General features: G+C 39.3%; 21 protein-coding genes. 6 read left to right on the top strand and 15 right to left on the bottom strand.

Translation table 11 applies throughout. From position 1 onward, the window contains the following. The first annotated feature begins 7 nt into the window (after positions 1 to 7). Complete coding sequence (locus IZT61_RS00935) at positions 8 to 781, top strand: N-acetylmuramoyl-L-alanine amidase family protein (RefSeq protein WP_196099342.1); 774 nt, start codon at positions 8 to 10, stop codon at positions 779 to 781. 181 nt (positions 782 to 962) lie between these two features. Then, on the top strand, positions 963 to 1,916 hold the full coding sequence (locus IZT61_RS00930) for an MlaD family protein (protein WP_196099341.1): 954 nt from the start codon (positions 963 to 965) through the stop codon (positions 1,914 to 1,916). Positions 1,917 to 2,522: 606 nt separating this feature from the next. On the opposite strand, the gene IZT61_RS00925 is transcribed toward IZT61_RS00930, so the two are convergent. The 4 genes from IZT61_RS00925 to IZT61_RS00910 all read right to left on the bottom strand — a co-directional run bounded on the left by IZT61_RS00925 (position 2,523) and on the right by IZT61_RS00910 (position 6,045). Beyond that, positions 2,523 to 3,428: a ribonuclease Z gene (locus IZT61_RS00925; protein ID WP_196099340.1), complete on the bottom strand. Its 906-nt coding sequence runs from the start codon at positions 3,426 to 3,428 to the stop codon at positions 2,523 to 2,525. Positions 3,429 to 3,497: 69 nt separating this feature from the next. Then, on the bottom strand, positions 3,498 to 3,875 hold the full coding sequence (locus tag IZT61_RS00920; protein ID WP_196099339.1) for an STAS domain-containing protein: 378 nt from the start codon (positions 3,873 to 3,875) through the stop codon (positions 3,498 to 3,500). Positions 3,876 to 3,910: 35 nt separating this feature from the next. Then, positions 3,911 to 4,855 (bottom strand): phosphoribosylaminoimidazolesuccinocarboxamide synthase, encoded by a 945-nt coding sequence (locus tag IZT61_RS00915; RefSeq protein ID WP_196099338.1) that lies wholly within the window; start codon positions 4,853 to 4,855, stop codon positions 3,911 to 3,913. Positions 4,856 to 5,085: 230 nt separating this feature from the next. Continuing rightward, positions 5,086 to 6,045, bottom strand: coding sequence for a PhoH family protein (locus IZT61_RS00910; RefSeq protein WP_196099337.1), 960 nt, complete (start codon positions 6,043 to 6,045; stop codon positions 5,086 to 5,088). A gap of 103 nt (positions 6,046 to 6,148) precedes the next feature. On the opposite strand from IZT61_RS00910, the gene IZT61_RS00905 reads away from it, so the two are divergent. From IZT61_RS00905 to IZT61_RS00895, 3 genes are all read left to right on the top strand, one after another. Then, entirely contained in the window at positions 6,149 to 6,928 is a 780-nt protein-coding gene (locus IZT61_RS00905) for an SAM hydrolase/SAM-dependent halogenase family protein (RefSeq protein ID WP_196099336.1), read from the top strand. A gap of 169 nt (positions 6,929 to 7,097) precedes the next feature. After that, positions 7,098 to 7,622: a hypothetical protein gene (locus tag IZT61_RS00900; protein WP_196099335.1), complete on the top strand. Its 525-nt coding sequence runs from the start codon at positions 7,098 to 7,100 to the stop codon at positions 7,620 to 7,622. Further along, positions 7,603 to 7,749 carry a hypothetical protein gene (locus IZT61_RS00895; protein WP_196099334.1) on the top strand — a complete coding sequence of 49 codons (147 nt, stop codon included), beginning with the start codon at positions 7,603 to 7,605 and terminating at the stop codon, positions 7,747 to 7,749. Before IZT61_RS00900 ends, IZT61_RS00895 begins: the two co-directional genes overlap by 20 nt. 44 nt (positions 7,750 to 7,793) lie before the next feature. Here IZT61_RS00895 and IZT61_RS00890 read toward each other — a convergent pair whose 3' ends face one another. From IZT61_RS00890 to rpsO, 8 genes are all read right to left on the bottom strand, one after another. Next, a complete protein-coding gene (locus IZT61_RS00890; RefSeq protein WP_196099333.1) occupies positions 7,794 to 8,744 on the bottom strand; it encodes a D-2-hydroxyacid dehydrogenase in 951 nt (316 codons plus the stop codon). A gap of 61 nt (positions 8,745 to 8,805) precedes the next feature. Further along, positions 8,806 to 9,879 carry a 3-phosphoserine/phosphohydroxythreonine transaminase gene (gene serC, locus IZT61_RS00885; protein WP_196099332.1) on the bottom strand — a complete coding sequence of 358 codons (1,074 nt, stop codon included), beginning with the start codon at positions 9,877 to 9,879 and terminating at the stop codon, positions 8,806 to 8,808. Positions 9,880 to 10,286: 407 nt separating this feature from the next. Continuing rightward, entirely contained in the window at positions 10,287 to 12,713 is a 2,427-nt protein-coding gene (locus tag IZT61_RS00880; RefSeq protein ID WP_196099331.1) for a TonB-dependent receptor, read from the bottom strand. Positions 12,714 to 12,852: 139 nt separating this feature from the next. Then, positions 12,853 to 13,524, bottom strand: a complete 672-nt coding sequence (gene rpe, locus IZT61_RS00875) for a ribulose-phosphate 3-epimerase (RefSeq protein WP_196099330.1) — start codon at positions 13,522 to 13,524, stop codon at positions 12,853 to 12,855. After that, a complete protein-coding gene (locus tag IZT61_RS00870) occupies positions 13,525 to 14,001 on the bottom strand; it encodes a DUF6036 family nucleotidyltransferase (RefSeq protein WP_196099329.1) in 477 nt (158 codons plus the stop codon). Continuing rightward, positions 14,001 to 14,183: a hypothetical protein gene (locus IZT61_RS00865; protein WP_196099328.1), complete on the bottom strand. Its 183-nt coding sequence runs from the start codon at positions 14,181 to 14,183 to the stop codon at positions 14,001 to 14,003. The genes IZT61_RS00870 and IZT61_RS00865 overlap by 1 nt, the downstream gene beginning before the upstream one ends. Before the next feature lie 166 nt (positions 14,184 to 14,349). Continuing rightward, the gene (pnp, locus tag IZT61_RS00860; protein WP_196099327.1) at positions 14,350 to 16,485 is read right to left on the bottom strand and encodes a polyribonucleotide nucleotidyltransferase; all 2,136 of its coding nucleotides are present in this window, start codon (positions 16,483 to 16,485) and stop codon (positions 14,350 to 14,352) included. Positions 16,486 to 16,660: 175 nt separating this feature from the next. Continuing rightward, positions 16,661 to 16,945 carry a 30S ribosomal protein S15 gene (rpsO, locus tag IZT61_RS00855; protein ID WP_115401220.1) on the bottom strand — a complete coding sequence of 95 codons (285 nt, stop codon included), beginning with the start codon at positions 16,943 to 16,945 and terminating at the stop codon, positions 16,661 to 16,663. Between the two features lie 413 nt (positions 16,946 to 17,358). Between rpsO and IZT61_RS00850 the strand changes: the two genes are divergently transcribed. After that, positions 17,359 to 17,688 (top strand): YegP family protein, encoded by a 330-nt coding sequence (locus IZT61_RS00850; protein ID WP_196099326.1) that lies wholly within the window; start codon positions 17,359 to 17,361, stop codon positions 17,686 to 17,688. 717 nt (positions 17,689 to 18,405) lie between these two features. Here IZT61_RS00850 and rplT read toward each other — a convergent pair. The 3 genes from rplT to infC all read right to left on the bottom strand — a co-directional run bounded on the left by rplT (position 18,406) and on the right by infC (position 19,622). Continuing rightward, positions 18,406 to 18,750, bottom strand: a complete 345-nt coding sequence (gene rplT, locus IZT61_RS00845) for a 50S ribosomal protein L20 (protein ID WP_029285460.1) — start codon at positions 18,748 to 18,750, stop codon at positions 18,406 to 18,408. A 72-nt stretch (positions 18,751 to 18,822) separates the two neighbouring features. After that, positions 18,823 to 19,023: a 50S ribosomal protein L35 gene (gene rpmI, locus IZT61_RS00840; protein WP_010600880.1), complete on the bottom strand. Its 201-nt coding sequence runs from the start codon at positions 19,021 to 19,023 to the stop codon at positions 18,823 to 18,825. A gap of 29 nt (positions 19,024 to 19,052) precedes the next feature. Beyond that, on the bottom strand, positions 19,053 to 19,622 hold the full coding sequence (gene infC / locus IZT61_RS00835; RefSeq protein WP_047797741.1) for a translation initiation factor IF-3: 570 nt from the start codon (positions 19,620 to 19,622) through the stop codon (positions 19,053 to 19,055). Positions 19,623 to 19,639: the final 17 nt, after the last annotated feature.

Raw genomic sequence — 19,639 nt, 5'->3', positions numbered from 1 at the left:
GCTTTAAATGAAGATCAAATTATTATTAGTTGCACTTGTATTATCGCTCTCTGTACAGAATTTAGCTGCTCAAGGTTACAAAATCACCACGATTGTGATCGACCCGGGACATGGCGGCAGAAAACCTGGTGCCCTCGGCAAAACTTCTAAAGAAAAGGATGTAGCATTAAAGGTTGGATTAAAGCTTGGCGAAAAAATTAAGGATGCCATGCCTGATGTGAAAATCATTTATACCCGCAAAACGGATGTCGATGTGGATTTATACCGAAGGGCGGAAATAGCGAATGAAGCCAACGCAGATCTGTTCATCTCTATCCATTGCAATTCGATGCCTCCGGGCAATAAGCACGTGAAAGGGACAGAAACTTTGGTTGCAGGTTCGCACCGGTTAAAAGAACAAGATGCTGCCATTAGGGAAAATGCCGATATCAAGCTCGAAAAGAACTATAAAAGCAAATACGACGGTTACGATCCCAATAATCCGAGTTCGTTTATCCTTTTATCATTATTAAAGAACACGTTTCGGGATAAAAGCATTAAATTTGCCAAGCTGATACAAAACGCTTACATCAGTCGCGATAAGCGCTCGAGCCGTGGTGTGAAAGAGCAAGGGGTGCTGGTGCTGCAACGATGTGGCATGCCGGCCATTTTAACGGAAGTAGGTTTTATTTCGAATACCGAAGAGGAACGATACATCAACTCGGCAGACGGGCAAAATGAAATTGCAAATTCGATTTTAGCAGCCATTAAAACGTATAAAAAGAACGTTGAAATAAAATAACTGGCACCATTAATGATAAAGGAATCTAAGCAAAACAAAATAATCATACGGATTACCAAACAAAATATACGATGTTTGTATTTATTTAATAATTATTAGATTTAAGCATCAAAAAACAACATACGCTCAAATAAGTAATAGCTTACGGTTTATTGCTTTTAGCCATTAAATTAAAACACTCATGAAGATTAAGAACGAAACCAAAGTTGGTATTTTAGCCGCATTTGCCATTGCTTTGTTAATTATTGGTTATAACTTTTTAAAGGGTAATTCCATTTTTTCAAGCGAAACCGAATTATTTGCCCGCTATACCCGGGTTGACGGTTTAACAGTGTCTAAGCCTGTACTGATAAACGGATACCAAATTGGCCGCGTAAAGGCCTTACAGCTCGAGCCCGGAGGAACTATTTTGGCTACTTTAAGCATTAACAGTAAATATGACATTCCTGAAAATAGTATTGCACGTTTAGAGGGAACGGATCTTTTAGGAAGCAAGGCGATTGTAATGTCGTTGGGAAATTCGAAAAAGATGGCAGAAGACGGCTTTATGTTAAACGCCAATGTAGAGAAAGGTTTAATGGAGCAGGTTGAGCCCGTACAGAAGAAAGCACAATTGATTATCGGCAAAATGGATTCGATTTTAAGCAGTGTGAATTCAATTTTGAATCCAAATTTCCAGAAGAATATAGACAAGAGTTTTAACAGTATTGCCGGAACTTTGGCTTCGTTAGAAAATACCTCTAAAAAGGTTGATGGTTTAGTTGGCTCAGAAAGTGCACGTATTGAAGGCATCCTTAAAAATGTAGAAGGTATTACTGCAAACTTGAATAATAACAACCAGAAAATAACCGCCATTTTAACAAATATTAATACCGTAACTGATAAATTTGCCGCGGCCAACTTTAAACAAACCCTCGATAATGCGAACAATGCCATTGCCGACTTACAAAGTGTAATTGCTGGAGTTAAATCGGGCAAGGGAAGTTTAGGTTTGTTGTTGAACGATGACAAAATGTACAACAACCTGGATAATGCTTCTAAAAACTTAGACGCCTTAATGATCGACTTGAAAGCCAATCCATGGCGTTATGTTCACTTCTCAATATTTGGAGGAGCTAAAAATAGAGATAAATAGTTAAGCAACTTGTTATAAAACTGAAAGCTTTGGAAATAAGATTCCAAAGCTTTTTTTGTGTGGGAGGAGGTTTCATTGGAGTTCTTAGTCATCCGATGAATAATGTGCAACACGCCTATTATTCATCGGATGAGTTTTCTAAAGCGAAGTATTTATTTGGCACCTTAAACCTCTCCCTTTTAATGGCGGTGGTTTTTTCTCTGTCTGTACATCCCTCCCGAAAAGTCGGGACAGGTCCTCCTCGAGGAGAGGGAAAGCAAAGGCATTGCTCTTAACCCGAACGTTGATAGGGAGAGGTTATGAAACGCAAGGCGAATCCGATAGCCCGCCACTCGTCGTAGCGTCTCCAATGCTATTAAGTTAGGCTTGTCAATTGTCAGTCTGAGCGGAGTCGAAGACCCTTTCTATAGGATAAAACAAAAAATATCTGTCCTTCGACTCCGCTCAGGATGACAATATTTTTAATTTTATCCTTAACCGCTACTCGTCGTAGCGTCTCGCTACGACGTATATTAAATTAATGGGTTGAATTAGGCACAAGCCGAGACGCTTGCGCCAGTATACGGCAATGACGATTCACTCGCACTGACAATGATCTTAAATTAATTACAAATGAAAGGTTCTGCCTTCAACTGCGAGTTCGGTGTTTTCGAACACAGATTGCGCTTCATCTAAAAGCATTTGGAGGGTTTTATAACGTGAAGAAAAATGACCGATTAATAGTTTTTTAGCTCCATTAATCTTTGCCACTTCAGCAGCCTGCAAAGCTGTAGTATGATGTGTTTCGTTTGCACGATCTAAAAGCTCATGCATAAAAGTTGCTTCATGATAGAGTGTGTCGCAATCCTTGATGTAAGGAAAATATCGTTCATCAAATCGCGTGTCAGAACAGTAGGCATAGCACCTCGGTGGGTCTGGCGGTAAGGTATAATCCTCACTTCTTAGTATCTTCCCATCAGGCATTTCTACATCCATGCCTTTTTTTAGGGCACTGTAATAAGCCATTGGAACTTCGTCTGTTTTTTCCTTGATCAGTTTTCTTTGTCGTTGCTTTTGCTGAAAAATAAAGCCCGTTGTCGGAATACGGTGGTTTAACACTACCGTTCTAACAATTAAGTCTTGATTTTCAAAGATCTGTTTCGGTTCATCGGCTTCAATTGGGAAGAACTCGATCGGATACTTTAAAACTGTGTCTGAATATTTAAACTGAATTTCAAGAATCTCCAACAACGGTGCAGGCCCGAAAATTTGCATCGGCTTACTCCTGCCATTCAGATGCAGGCTTGAAAGGAGTCCGATCAGACCAAAGTAATGATCGCCATGTAAATGACTTATAAAAACATGATCGATTCTGGCGGCTTTTAGGTTATATCTTGCCAATTGCTGCTGAGTACCTTCGCCACAATCGATTAAATAGTATTTTTCGTTACAATTTAACAGCTGTGCCGACGGATTCCGATTGAATACTGGAGTTGCCGAACTGCTTCCGAGAATTGTAACTTCAAATTTCATAATGGTGTGATATAAAAAGCCTCGTAGGTTTTGGAAACTACGAGGCTGAATATTATTAATTGCAATTGCTTATTTCTCGCCTCTGAATTCCTTCTCCAATTCATCCATAAAAATAAAATCGGTAGCTTCCTCTAATGTATTAACAAACGTTACAGATTGAAATATGTTTGATAATTCGATAATTGGTGCAATTTCGTCGTTGATACCTGTTACAATAAACAAACCGCCTGCCGCTTTACAAAGCCTATCGCCTACCAGCAAACTGCTCAAATCTTGCGCATCTGTACACTCTTTAATGTGGCTTAAATCAACAATAATATTTTTAAAACCCTCATTACTAAGTAAATAAAGTTCCGATTTTAAACCTGGGGCGTTATCGTTGGTAAACTTTGGCTCTTTAAGCTTTAAGGTTACATATTTGTCGTGTTTATCTACAGAAAATTTCATCTCTTCTAATCTTTAGTTTACTAAAGTATAAAAATTTAAAGTGTTTGCAAAGCCTTTACCACATTGTTTTCTATACGCTGCGAAATGGAATCTGCATCAGCTTTAATGAATGTTTCGCCAACAATTTGTTCGTAAAGCTCAATGTAGCGTTCAGAAATTGAATTTACAATTTCTGGTGTCATTTCTGGCACAACCTGCCCCTCTTTGCCCTGAAAACCGTTTTCAATTAACCATTTCCGTACAAACTCTTTCGAAAGTTGTTTTTGGGGTTCGTCTGCCTGCTGACGTTCGTTATAACCATCGGCATAAAAATAGCGTGACGAATCTGGCGTATGAATTTCATCAATTAAATAAATAACGCCATCGGCCTTGCCAAACTCATACTTGGTATCAACCAGTATTAAGCCACTTTTTGCAGCTATTTCAGTTCCGCGTTGATACAGTGCATACGTATATTGCTCCAATTTTTCGTAATCGGTTAAGGAGACTATTCCCTTGGCTAAAATGTCTTCTTTGGAGATATCTTCGTCGTGGCCAACAGACGCCTTGGTAGTCGGCGTAATAATTGGTTTTGGCAACTTATCGTTTTCTTTGAGACCATCAGGTAGTGAAACACCACACACCGAACGCTTACCGGCACTATATTCTCGCCAGGCATGCCCTGCCAGATAACCTCTAATAACCATTTCTACCTTGAAAGGTTCGCAAATGCGACCGATGGTGACCATAGGATCTGGAACGGCCAGCACCCAGTTAGGAACAATATCTTGCGTGGCAGCTAAAAATTTAGCAGCAATTTGGTTCAAAACCTGTCCTTTAAAAGGAATTGCCTCTGGTAAAACAACATCGAAGGCCGAAATGCGATCGGACACGACCATAACCATCGATTCATCGGCAATTGTGTACACATCGCGTACTTTACCTTTGTAGAAATTACTTTGACCTGGAAAATTAAAATGGGTTTCTTTTAGTGCTTTCATGAGGGCATAAAATTAAGGAAAAAAGTCGGAAAAAGTCCGAAGTCTTTAGTCCCAAGTTATAGGCCGAAGTCTTTAGTCCCAAGTCTTCGACTCCGCTCAGACTGACACTTCATTATCATAACTGGAAGACATTTCCCAGACTACAGACTTCCGACTTTCGGGCTTATTTAGCGCCAATATCTTCGGACTTTCGACTAAGGACTTCGAACTCCCGACTAAGGACTTCAGCCTTACTGAATATCCCCGTAGGCTTTCAAAATGTCTTTAACAAGCTTATGTCGAACAACGTCTTCTCCACTCAAATAAATTATATCGATACCCTTGATGCCTTCCAAAATCCTTAAACCGTTAAACAAACCCGACATTTGTTTTTTGGGCAAATCTACTTGCGTAACATCTCCGGTAACAATAAACTTTGCTGTTGGTCCCATTCGAGTTAAAAACATCTTCAACTGCATGTCGGTGGCGTTTTGCGCCTCATCTAAAATTACGAAGCAATTATCTAAAGTACGGCCACGCATAAAAGCCAGTGGTGCAATCTCTATTGTGCGATTTTCGATATAAAACTTCAACTTTTCGGCGGGAATCATATCATCCAGCGCATCGTAAAGCGGACGTAAATATGGATCGATCTTTTCTTTTAAGTCGCCGGGCAAAAAGCCGAGGTTTTCGCCTGCTTCCACTGCCGGACGTGTTAATATAATCCGTTTAATTTCCTTGTTCTTCAATGCACGTACCGCTAATGCAACGGCGGTATAGGTTTTACCGGTTCCGGCAGGGCCAATAGCGAAAAGGATATCGTTTTTGGCAATGCTGCTCACCATTTTCCGCTGATTTGCCGTTCTGGCTTTAACCAACAATCCGTTGGTACCAAAAACAATTACCTCTCCGCCCCCACCTGTTGGCTGATCAATTTCTTTTTTTGCAACTCCGATCGATTTTGCGCCCAAAATTGTTTCGACATCGTTATTGGTAAGTGAGCTGTATTTTTCGAGGTGTGCAACAAGTTGATTAAACTTGTCTTCAAACGCCTTAAGTTCCTGTTCATCACCGAGAACCTTCACATCGCTGCCCCGCGCCACCAATTTTAGCTTGGCAAAGGCGCCTTTAATCATTTCGTAATTTTCGTTATTTGCTCCCCAAAAGTGAGCAGGATTTACGGTATCTAGGGATAATTTTAATTCGTTCAAACTGTAGTATTTTAAAAAGTTATCGGGCTATATTAATTAAAATTTGAATATTTGCAGACGCTTAAGTCTATACACAAGAATAAGCAATAATATTGAATTTTTAATGGGGATAATTACTTTAACAACAGATTTAGGTTCAAAAGATTTTTATCAGAGCGCCCTTAAAGGTAGCCTGTTCAATCTGATGCCTAATGTTAATTTAGTTGATATCACTCACGAAGTTCCATCCTTCAATATTTCTTACGCCGCCTTTGTTTTAAAGAACGCTTATCCGTATTTCCCTAAAAATACGGTGCACCTTATTGGTATAGATTCTGTGTATAGCGAAAACACGAAATACATTGCCGTTAAACACCGCGACCATTATTTTGTTGGTGCCGACAATGGTATTTTTTCGTTGCTTTTTGACGAAACTCCGGAAGATGTTGTGGAGCTAAACATTATGCAAGACCTGAAATATCTCCATTTCCCTTTGGTTGACATTTTTGTAAAAGCAGCTACACATTTGGCAAAAGGCGGCAAGCTAAAGGATATTGGGTTACCTGTATCAGAAATTGAGCAGAAAGTACTTTTGCATCCTGTAATTGAGCGAGATATTATCCGCGGAAGCGTAGTTTACATTGATACTTTCTGTAACGTAATTACAAATATTACGAAAGATCTTTTTACCAGAATCCAGAAAAATCGCGATTTTACCTTGTATTTTAGAAAAAGTGAAACCATTACGCAACTGAGCTGGCATTACAACGAGGTTTCAGAAGGTGAAAAATTATGCTTGTTCGGCATTAGCAACCACCTTGAAATCGCAATCAACAAAGGCAAGGCGAGCGGCCTGCTTGGTTTGCACCTCGGCGATATTGTACGTGTAGAGTTTCATTCTTAAGGAAGCTGAAAGACTAAAGCTAAAAGCTAAAAGACTAAAGCTGAATAGCCACTTCGCAAAATTGCTTATTGCTTTGCTCATTCCCAATTGCTTATCGCCTATTGCCCATTGCTACCAATGAACTAATGAACAAATAAAACAACTTCGAGCCTTTGGACGTTTATATCGCATGAAAACCTATTTTTATCTTTTTTTGATTTTATTTTTAAGTTTCAATGCCGCTGCACAACAAGATACCGCAAGTTACGCCGCTCAGCGTGTTAAGGTAAACGCGTTGCTGGCCGAGCGAAGTGCAAAATTTGGTCAATATGACGAGAGCTTAAACCAGCGGACGGGTATTTTCGGCTGGCAAACCAGGAAAGACATTAAAAACTCAAACGAAATTTTGCGGCAGGTTGTACTGACGGATAACAATATTTTTAAGGAGCTGAAAGTTTTAATGGAATATAAAGATTTGCAGAATCAACAAAAAGTGGCCGTTGCCGATCATTCGCAAGAAAAACTCGACAGCTATATGCGGGCGATCAAAAAACTGCAAGATCAAAACGAACTGCTTAAAGTGCAAGCGACGAAAAATAATCAAAGTTTATCCACTTATATTATCATAGCTTTGATTTTGATAATGGCCGGCGGATTTTACTTTTTCAACAAGGAACTCAAGCGATATAAAAAGAATGAAAAAAGCGCTGTTTAAAGCTTTGGTTAAGATTAACAATGCAATTTTGCCAAGCTTATATAAAAAAGACCCGAACAGGTTAACTACTTTGCAGAAAGCGATTTTAGGCTATCGGTATTGGGTATTAATGCATGCATTAGATTGAAATGAAAAGAGCTACCAACTTGTAAGTCAGTAGCTCTGATGATTTTATTTCTTAAAATGCTCAATAATCAAAGTGGCAAGTTCAGTACCGATACGTTCTTGCGCTTCGTTAGTTGATGCACCGATGTGCGGGGTCAACGAAATTTTTGGATGTGTTAAAATTTCAGCCAGCGGAGTAGGTTCATTATCGAAAACATCTAAGCCCGCAAAAGAAACCTTTCCTGAGTTTAATGCCTCAATTAATGCCGGCTCATCAATTGTTCCCCCACGAGAACAGTTCACAATACCAACGCCGTTTTTCATTTTAGCAAACTCTTCGGAGCCTAAAATCGGTTTTTCAGCAAATGGCGTGTGCAAGCTTAAAAAATCACTTCCCGCAATCACTTCGTCTAAAGAAACCGTTTTAATCGGAATACTCACCGATTTACCGCCTTGAAATTCCAAAGTAATTTCGGATTCTGACGGATACAAATCATACGCTAAAACATTCATTCCTAAGCCCAATGCAACCTTGGCTGTTGCACGACCAATTCGTCCGAACCCGATTATACCCATCGTTTTACCACTTAGCTCGGTTCCTTTTGCATAAGCTTTTTTAAGGTTGTTGAACTGAGTTGCGCCCTCAACAGGCATTTTGCGATTGGCATCTTGCAAAAAACGAATTCCGGTAAACAAATGCGAGAAAACTAACTCGGCAACCGATAACGATGATGCAGCTGGCGTGTTCACAACGGCAACGCCCTGACTGCGGGCATATTCTACGTCGATGTTATCCATACCAACTCCACCCCTGCCAATCAATTTGATGTTTGGCACAGCGTCAATCAGTTCTTTTCTTACTTTGGTTGCGCTACGAACCGTAATGGCATCATAGTTCTTTAGGGCTTCAGCAAGTTGTTCCTGCGGAACAGTTTCTGTGTCGACCTGAAAACCTGCTTTCTCTAATAATTCTTTTCCGATTGGGTCTATCCCATCGTTCGCTAATATCTTAATCATTTTTTTATGATTGCACAGATTAACGAAATTTTCACCGATAATCTGTCGTTTTTAATTTAAATTAATTTGATTTTGCCTGTTTTTCCTCGAAAGATTGCATGGCCTCAATTAAAGCATGAACCGAGGTAATCGGCAACGCATTGTACATCGAAGCACGGAAACCGCCGACACTTCTGTGGCCTTTTATTCCCACGATGCCCTGCTCTTCTGCAAACTTTAAAAACGGTTTCTCCAGTTCGGCATTCTCCATTACAAAACATATATTCATTCTTGAGCGATCTTCAACTGCACAAGTTCCTTTAAACAGCGGATTGCGATCTATCTCTCTGTAAAGCGCCTCTGCTTTTTGTTTGTTTTCGCTTTCAATTTGTGCTACGCCACCTTTCGATTTTAACCAACGCAGGTTTAACAAGGCCACATAAATAGAGAAAACAGGTGGTGTGTTATACATTGAGCCGTTATCAATATGCGATTGATAATTTAGCATCGAAGGGATTTTACGATCGGTTTTGCCAAGAATATCGTCTTTAACGATCACGATTGTTAATCCTGCCGGGCCGATATTTTTCTGTGCACCAGCATAAATTAGGCTGAATTTTGAAACATCGATCACCCTGCTCATAATATCTGATGACATATCGCAAACTACAGGAACATTTGTTTGAGGAACCTCGAAAAGCTCAGTTCCATAAATTGTGTTGTTCGATGTATAATGTAGGTAAGCGCTATCGGCCGGAATTTCGTAGCCTTTTGGAATAAACGTATAGTTCGATTCTTTAGAAGACGCCAGCACGTTTACATTGCCAACAAATTTAGCTTCCTTTATGGCTTTTGAAGCCCAAACGCCCGAATCTAAATAACCTGCGGTTTGCCCATCGCCCAACAAGTTCATTGGAACCATTGCAAATTGCAAACTTGCACCGCCCTGTAAAAATAAAACCGAATAACCCGAAGGCACGTTTAGTAACTCTTTTACCAATTTCTCAGCTTCGGCAACAACTGCCTCAAACTCCGTTGTTCTGTGCGAAATTTCTAAAATTGATAAGCCATCGTTAAAATCTAAAACTGCCTGTGCAGCTTGTTTAAACACTTCTTGAGGTAAAATACAAGGGCCTGCGCCAAAATTATGCTTCATCTTATTATATAATGTTTTATGGCCGTAAATGTAAAATTTTTAAAGCAGTTATGCCTATAAAATCGTAGGATAAATAATTAAAATTTGTTAAAAATTAAGGTTGTTTTTAAGGTTTTATTGCGGTTTTTGCAATACAAAGGATGAAGTAACCCTGGCTTTGTCATGCTGAGGAACGATGCATCCGAAACCTATATTTTACCGCTCTTGCCCACTCACTCACCCTTCTTGACAGCGGTTTTTTGGGATTCGGTATATCGTCGCTTCGGGATTCTTCGTTACACTGAGAATGACAGCGTTAAGCGGGCTGCATAAATGTCGGGTTTGGCTAACCACTTTGCCGTTGGTTTCAAGAAACGGACAACTGACATCAATTAATTAGATCTCAAAATCCTTCAATATTGCCGTGATCAAGGTTTATTTTTCAGCTTCACAATCAACTTTAAGTTAAATTGCCGACCTGTTAAATAGTTTGGAATTGCAAACTGCACATTGTCAACGTCTTTTAACCACAAATAAGAAACCGTATTGTTAATATTCAATAGATTAAAAACCTCAAAAAACAAGATAACAGCACTGAAATTCTTGTCTAAAAACCTGGGTTTATGCAAAGCCGCATCATCAAGAAAATCTTTCGAAAAACCGATATCGACACGCTTGTACGATGGAATAAAAAACTTATCCAAATACCTTGGCGTCTCCGACGGACCGATTGGTAAACGGGAACCATATAACACGTTGAGGTGAACTTTGTAAGTCGGGCTGTTTAAAAGTCGGTCTTGAAAAAAAACAGAAAAATTGACCCGCTGATCGGTTGGACGTTTTATATAATCTGGAAATATCGTTTTACCATTTTGTACGTAGCTGTCGCCTACAATATCTTCGTTAGCATGCATGATCGACATTCGGAAATACGACACGAGATCTTTGACAAACTCGCCACCGATAGTAAAATCGGCCCCATAAGCGTAACCTCTCGAAACCTCATCGGCCAGGTACTTGATTCTCAAATTGTCAATTTTATAAGGAATCAACCGGTCTGAATATTTAAAATATGCCTCCGAAGTAAATTTAAGGCGGGTTCCGAAAGCATCGAAAGCATAATCATACCCCACAGACGTATTGTAAGAGCTTTGCGCCTTTTGATCGACATTTAAGTGCCCGCTAAAATCGCGAATGGTTCGATAAGATGGCGGCTGTTTGTAAACACCAGCACTAAATCTTAAGATTTTATTGTTCGAATTTGGCCGATAGGCAATAAGCATCCTCGGGCTAATGAGCAGCTGCCTGCTCAACGAGCTGTACGTGGCCCGGGCGCCAAGTTGCAGCTCAGCATGATCCGAAAGCGAATAACTATCTTGTATGTACGCACTGTAGTTTTTGATATCCAGATCATTATCTACGTTGATTACGTTTTGGAGCACAATATTTTTCGAATTGCCCGGCACAATATATCCAGCTGAATCTGTGTAATTGTACTCGTTTAAGCGATCGTTGTACTTTGCATTATTGAACTTCAGTCCCCAGGAAAAAACGTGGTTGTCGAAGTTTTGATCAACCTTAAGTTCCGAAGTTAAAATCTGGGTATTCAAGCTGTTGCGACCGTAATTATAATAACTTCCTATGCCCCTGTTTTTAGTAACCGGGCCAAAATCATCGCGTGAAAACGTGTTGTCAACCTCATCGAAAATGTAGCTTCCATCAATATCATAACGCTCTCTTTCCACCGTATTAAAGTAGCTGTTTATAAACTTTATAACCAGGTTTGGTTGTGGAGCGAAAGTTGCCGTAACAGCGGTTCCCACTGTTTGATAGTCATCAATTTCTTGCCCTGTATAGTCCACATTTAATCGCAACGTTGTACTTAACGTACCAAACTCCGTTTCGCGGTAAGCTGGCGTCAATTTAAATTGCCCTAAATTGAAATTCCCCAATACATTAACATTGAATTTTGGCGAGAAATTGTATTGATACATCACCTGTGCATCGGCATAATTTGGATTGTAGCTACCTTTTTCGTCCTGTTTGATCAGCACATTCGAGTTATTTTTATATCGCAAACCAGCAAGTAAAAAGCCATTCTTAAAGTTCCGCTTTACGGCCAGTGAAGTGTTTAAAAGGCTTGTGCTTAAAATAATTTGGTTGCTATCGGGCTTATCATATCTTACATCCAAAACCGACGAAAGTTTATCGCCATATTTGGCCTCGAAACCGCCCGCAGAAAACTTGGCTTTGCTAACCAGTTCAGCATTTATAAAGCTTAGCCCCTCCTGCTGCCCATTACGGATTAAAACGGGCCGGTTGATTTCCACATCATTGACATAAATCAGGTTCTCATCAAAGTTTCCACCACGAACGCTGTATTGCGCACTAAGTTCGTTATTTGTAGATACGCCGGGCAGCGTTTTGAGCATCGTTTCAAAATTGCCCGAAACTAACGGCATTGATGGAATATCGGCAATATTTATAGTTGTGGTGTTAGTGAGCTGATTTTGTTTATTAGTAATATTTACCTGCTCAAGCTCATTAATATTAGCAGCAAGGGTCACCTGTTGCGTTATCCGCGCACCTGTGCGTTCGCTAAATTTTAAGGTTTTCTGCTCATAACCGAGCAACGAATATTTAATGGCGAAAACCTTCGATTTTGAGTAAATCGTGTAAACGCCAAATTCATCGGTAACGGTCGACTGTGCCTGCCCTAAAACAATTACGGTAACCTGCGGTAATGGTGATTTTTCCTGATTGTAAACTATGCCCGAAACCCTCACCAACGGCTGTGCAACAGCTAAGCTGCAGCCAGCAATTAACAAGAAGAGGATTAATTTAAATTTGAGCATTTTAGCAGTTGGCAGTTGGCAATTAGCAGTTGGCAGTTAGCAATTTCAGTTGACAGTTAGCAATTTCAGTTGACAGTTAATAATTTCAGTTAACGAAATCTTCAGTTTAACAAACTAAGCAATTAAACAATTCATCGGACTAAACAGTTAACCTCTTGCCTGTTAATTCCTTCATCTTGGCTATCGTTTCTGTCGGGCTGTTTGTTGCAAAAATTGCACTTCCTGATACAAAGGCATTGGCCCCTGCCGATACCAAATTGCCGATATTTTCTACACCTACGCCACCATCAACTTCTATAACCAGATTTTCATTTACTCCGGTTATCAAATGCTTCAACTCGCGGATCTTCTTGTAAGTATTCTGGATAAATTGCTGTCCGCCAAAGCCCGGGTTTACCGACATAATCAACACCAGATCTAAATCGCCTATAATATCAGCTAACAACGAAACGGGCGTATGCGGATTTAAGGCAACCCCGGCCTTACACCCCGAAGCCTTAATGAGCTGTACCGTTCTATGCAAGTGCGTGCAAGCCTCATAATGAACGGTAATTCGGTCCGCACCTGCTTTAGCAAAGTCGCCGATAAATTTATCCGGTTCAACAATCATCAGGTGAACATCTAATGGCTTAGCTGCATGCTTTTTAACGGCCGCCATTATCGGAAAGCCGAAAGAAATATTGGGCACAAAAACACCATCCATCACATCAACATGAAACCAATCGGCCTCACTCTTATTGATCATTTCAATATCGCGTTGTAAGTTGCCGAAATCAGCAGAAAGTATGGATGGGGCTATGATGTATTTCATTTATTTATCTCTTAGTCTCTTGATATTTTCCAATTCAATTATGTCTATTTGATCTTTCGGACGATTGGCTGCCTTTTTCGATTCTATTAACTGATTAATATGTAAAAATGGAATTTCCAGTTCATAAATAGTTGCAATGGAAGCATACGCTAAGCACTTATCAAAGCCAAATTCCTCCAATCCCTTCACTGATGTCATAATATCCATTCGCAAACTGTTTTCAAGATAGAAATCTGTCCAACCTGGAATGAATTGAGTAGTCTCCAATGCTTCAAAATCGCCTAAGCCATAATCTTTAAAAGCATTCCTCAAATTTTTTCTATTTTCGAGACTGTCTTTTATCCAAATATCAATATCCTCAGTAGTTCTATGAAATCCGTGCAAATTGGTTGCCACTCCGCCAATCATGATAAAACTAACATCGCTTTTTAAAAGCGACCGCCACAACTTTAGTATGTCATCGTCAAAAACATCCATTACTTATCTATTTTTTTATGGACAACTTTTGCTGATTTTAAAATAATATTTAATTTCATCAACCTGGTCATAGCGTGAAAACGATCTGTGTATGAAGTTGATAAGGCCCTTTTTAGTAAATCTTCCTCTGCTTTATGATAGTCGGCAGCGGAGTTTTCTAAAAGATGTTTGTCCTTTTTCATTGTAATTGCAAGTTACAAAAGAAGTCTGAAAGTTTTTAGTTCGAAAGATTGAAGTTCGTTTTAAAGTAAAAAAGCCCTTCCAGTTTAAAACTGAAAGGGCAAACTTTTTATTTTCCGACTGCGGACTTGTACCAAAGGGACGCCTCTGGCACGACTTCGGACTTTTTTACGCTTTAGGTGCTGCCGGTTTTTCAGGTCTTGGCAATAAAACTTTTCTAGAAAGCTTCATTTTACCTTGTTTATCGATGTCTAACAATTTAACCTCGATCTTATCGCCTTCTTTTAACACGCCATCCATGGTTTCTAAACGTTCCCATGAAATTTCAGAGATGTGCAACAAACCATCTTTACCAGGCATCACTTCAACAAATGCACCAAATGGCATAATTGATTTTACTTTACCCTGGTAAACCTCGCCAATTTCTGGCTTAGCAACGATGTTACGTATACGGGTTACAGCGGCATCAATTGCAGCTTTATTATCTGCAAACACCTCAACGATTCCTTTACCTTCAACTTCCTCAATAGAGATCGAAGCACCAGTTTCGCGTTGCATTTCTTGAATAATTTTACCTCCGGGGCCGATAATCGCACCGATAAATTCTTTATCGATAGTTAAAGAAACAATACGTGGAGCATGTGGCTTATAATCTTCATTTGGCTGGCTGATGGTCTTTTTCATCTCGTTTAAGATGTGTAAGCGACCTTCTTTTGCCTGTAACAAAGCTTTTGTTAAAACTTCATATGATAAACCATTAATTTTTAAGTCCATTTGACAGGCAACGATACCATTTTCAGTACCAGTAACTTTAAAGTCCATATCGCCCAGGTGATCTTCATCACCTAAAATATCCGAAAGGATGGCGTATTTACCAGTTTTTTCATCGGTAATTAAGCCCATTGCGATACCAGAAACTGGCGATTTGATTTTAATACCAGCATCCATTAATGCTAAAGTACCAGCACAAACAGTTGCCATTGATGATGAACCGTTCGATTCTAAAATATCAGAAACAATACGGATGGTATAAGGATTTGCCTCACCTTGTGGCAATACTTTTTTCAATGAGCGTTGCGCCAATGCACCATGCCCAATTTCGCGACGGCCAGCGCCTCTGTTTGGTCTTACTTCACCAGTTGAAAAACCCGGGAAATTATAGTGCAACAAGAATTTTTGGTAGCCGTTAAAGAAAGCACCGTCAATCATTTGCTCATCATCTTTACTACCTAAAGTAACTGATGTTAACGATTGAGTTTCGCCACGCGTAAATACAGCTGAACCATGTGCTGCCGGCAAATAACCTACTTCGCTCCAAATCGGACGAATTTCAGTAGTTTTACGGCCATCTAAACGGATGCCTTCATCTAACAACAAGTTTCTGATGGCATCGTACTGAACATCATGGTAATAATGTTTGGCCATTGCCTTGGTTAAATCTTCTGTATCTTCTGGCATTGCCTCGAAAAACTCATTGATGATGGCAGTGAAGCCTTCTTTACGCTCATCTTTATTTAAGCCAGATTTTGCTATTGCATATACTTTATCGTAAGTATCAGCATAAACCTTAGCTTTTAAATCAGCATCATGGTCTTCATGGCTATATTCGCGTTTTACGGTTTTGCCTGTAGCCTCAGTCAGTTCAACCTGAATGGCGCATTGAACTTTAATGGCATCGTGTGCAAATTTTAAAGCTTCAACCATTTCGTCTTCCTGAATCTCATCGCACTCACCCTCAACCATGCCAATATCGCTTGCCGAACCAGCAACCATGAATTCTAAAGTTGCACGCTCTAAATCGCTAGCATAAGGATTGATTACCAGTTTACCATCGATTTTTGCAACGCGTACTTCAGAAATAGGACCATTGAAAGGAATGTCTGAAACAGACAATGCCGCCGAAGCAGCTAAACCTGCCAAACAATCTGGCATTATATTTTTATCGGCAGAAATTAACGAAATCATCACCTGAGTATCAGAGTGATAATCGCTCGGAAACATTGGACGTAAAGCTCTATCTACCAAACGAGAGATTAAAACCTCGTAATCTGATAATCTTGCCTCGCGACGTAAAAAGCCTCCGGGAATACGGCCTGTAGCCGCATATTTTTCTTGATAATCAACTGATAAAGGTAAAAAATCGGTGCCTGGCTTAGCACCAACAGTTGATACTACAGTTGCCAACAACATCGTATCGCCCATTTTCACCACTACCGAACCATCTGCCTGCTTAGCTAATTTGCCAGTTTCAATTTCTACAGTTCTGCCATCGCCCAAATCGAACGATTTTTTTATTACATTCATTTAATTAGAATTATGATGTGTTTTCCTCTTTCTACACATCGTTGTTTATATAATTTTTGTTTTTGCAAACGAAGATAAGATTAAAAAACCCTATCTATAACAAATCCCGTTAAAATATTTAACAGGAAATTAAAAAGCCATTCCCTGAAGAATGGCTCTTGCTGATAAAATTCGCTTATTTTTGTTTAATGATATCACGAAGCTCTAAAGCTTTGATGATAGCACGATAGCGCTCAATATCTTTTTTGTATAGATAAGCCAAAATACCGCGGCGTTTACCTACCAATTTTTGAAGTGACAACTGAGTAGAGAAATCTTTACGATTTTTCTTTAAGTGTTCTGTTAAGTGCGCAATACGGTATGTAAACAACGCTACTTGACCTTCTGCAGAACCCGTGTTGGTTTCTACTTCGCCGTGTTTTTTGAAGATTTCGGCTTTCTTTTCTGAACTTAAATACATTTCTTGAATAATATTAAAGCGATAAAAATTAATTAATTGTTCCAAAGAGATTCCTTTAGAATTGCGCAAAGATAATTCTATTTTTGATTAAAAGCAAGGAGGCTGATTTTTTAATTTAGTCACACGCTCCATGCATGCGTTAATAAAGTCGGCCTTCTTATTCCGTCTTTGCCCCGAAGGGGCTACTTGCTTTCCCGAGAAATCAGGACAAGCTGTACCTCGCTACAGAGTAGCCCCTTTGGCGCAATGACGACTGCCTTCAAGTCTCATTTTCTTCAACTTCCTGCCTTTGGAATAAACTTGACGCTAGACTAAAATCACCCGCAATATTTTGATTTCCAACCTAATAATGATAAATTTAGAAGAATCATCCCCAACTTAATTAATTTTTAAACCTATAAAAACAAAGTAAGATGGGAAAATTTGTAATCTCAAAAAGAACAAACGGCGATTTTCAGTTTAACTTATTAGCAGGAAATGGGCAGGTAATTTTAACTAGCCAAGGTTATACCACAAGGACCAACTGTGATAATGGTGTAGAATCAGTTCGAAAAAATTCGCAGAATGATGCTCGGTTTGACAGAAAAGTATCGACCAATGATAAGTCATATTTCAATTTAATAGCTACCAACGGACAGATTATTGGTACGAGCCAAATGTATGAAAGTGTGGCCTCAAGAGACAATGGGATTGAATCTGTTAAGAAAAATGCTCCCGATGCTACTATCGATGATCAAGCCTAACGTTGGTTTGTTGAGATGAGCCACCGATTAAACGGTTTATCATTTTGGAATAGTCATCCGATGAATAACCAGGCGCTTTGCAGATATTCATCGAATGACTTTTTATTTTTTATTGCCCCTCGCCCGCTCTCTTTGGCAGTGGGTTGTTGGCGTTTGGCATCCGATGAGCTATCGGATCCATCGCTTGGGGATCTTTCGTGCCTACCATTGACGTTAAAAAAATCGTCATTTCGACCGAAGCGGAGAAATCTTTGAACCTTAAATAAAAGATTTCTCGGCTACGCTCGAAATGACGACACCTCTTAGACATATCTTCGTGATTGATGCTAAATCAATATGATCCGATAGCTATCTGATCATATTGATTTTTATGCAACAAATTAAAACTACCATTGACGTATTTTGCAAATACTTGTATTACAGCTAATTAATTTTAAGCAATAAAACTATTAACGCCAACCATGAACGGTCGTCATTCCCAATTTAATTGGGAATCCTAAAACGGAAGCCTTAGCTCAGCATTAAGATTCCCGCCTTCGCGGGAATGACGGCAAGAATAATTTACGTCATCCATATTGATTTTTTAGAAAAAAAAATTAAAACTCAGGATGACAGCGTTCCTTTACTGAAGCCCTCACTGAAAAGCATTAAAAACAAAAAAAGGTCCCGATGAATCGGGACCTTTTTATAATATTATTATCGCCAAAGCGAGAATTTCTATTTTACTGCATCAATTACAGCTTTGAAAGCTTCTGGGTGATTCATTGCTAAATCAGCCAATACTTTACGGTTTAAACCGATTTCTTTTGAAGCAAGTTTACCGATTAATTGAGAGTAAGAAATACCGTGCTGACGAGCACCTGCATTAATACGTTGGATCCATAATCCGCGGAATTCTCTTTTCTTAACTTTACGGTCGCGGTATGCATATTGCAAACCTTTTTCTACTGTGTTTTTAGCAACTGTAAAAACTTTACTTCTTGCGCCCCAATAGCCTTTGGCCATATTAAGGACTTTTTTCCGTCTTCTTCTCGAAGCTACTGCGTTTACCGAACGTGGCATGTTGTTGTTGTTTTTTGGTAAGCGGCGTCCGTTTAAGGATCTTTAATGCCTGATACCTGGTGAATTAATAAATTACTTTCCGATACAAAGCATACGTTTAACGTTACCTGAATCTGCATCTGTTACAATTCCTGCATTTCCAAGCGCACGTTTACGTTTAGTACTCATCTTAGTTAAGATGTGACTTTTGTATGCTTTGTTTCTTTTGATTTTACCTGTTCCAGTAAGCGAAAAACGCTTTTTAGCACTGGAATTGGTTTTCATTTTTGGCATAACCTGTTTTTTAATTTATAAACCTATTTTTATTTTTTTACTACTTTAGGTGCAACTGTGAGGAACATCCGCTTACCTTCTAACTTAGGTAATAATTCTACTTTTCCTACATCTTCCAAAGCCTGAGCGAATTTTAATAATAAAATCTCGCCTTGTTCTTTGTACACAATTGCCCTACCTTTAAAATGCACATAAGCCCTAACTTTCTCGCCGTTTTCTAAAAAGCTTATGGCATGCTTCAGTTTAAATTGAAAATCGTGGTCGTTGGTATTAGGACCGAAACGAATCTCTTTGATTACAGTTTGCTTAGCATTGGCCTTAATTTCCTTTTGCTTTTTCTTTTGTTCGTAAACGAACTTGCTGTAATCGATAATTCTACAAACCGGCGGTACGGCATTTGGAGAGATCTCGACTAAATCCAACTCCAGTTCATCAGCAAGTGCCAAAGCTTTTGCCAAAGGATAAATCCCCGGTTCAACATTATCGCCAGCCAAACGCACTTCAGGCGATTTAATGTACTGATTAATGTTATGTTCTGCTTCTTTTTTCTTAAAAGGTGGACGTGGCCCCCTGTTAAATCCTGGTCTTCCTAATGCCAAATTTGTGTTATTTTAAT

The sequence above is a fragment of the Pedobacter endophyticus genome (assembly GCF_015679185.1).
Classification (GTDB): domain Bacteria; phylum Bacteroidota; class Bacteroidia; order Sphingobacteriales; family Sphingobacteriaceae; genus Pedobacter; species Pedobacter endophyticus.
Note: the sequence above shows the minus strand (reverse complement) of the source record. Positions and strands in the feature narration are given on the sequence as shown.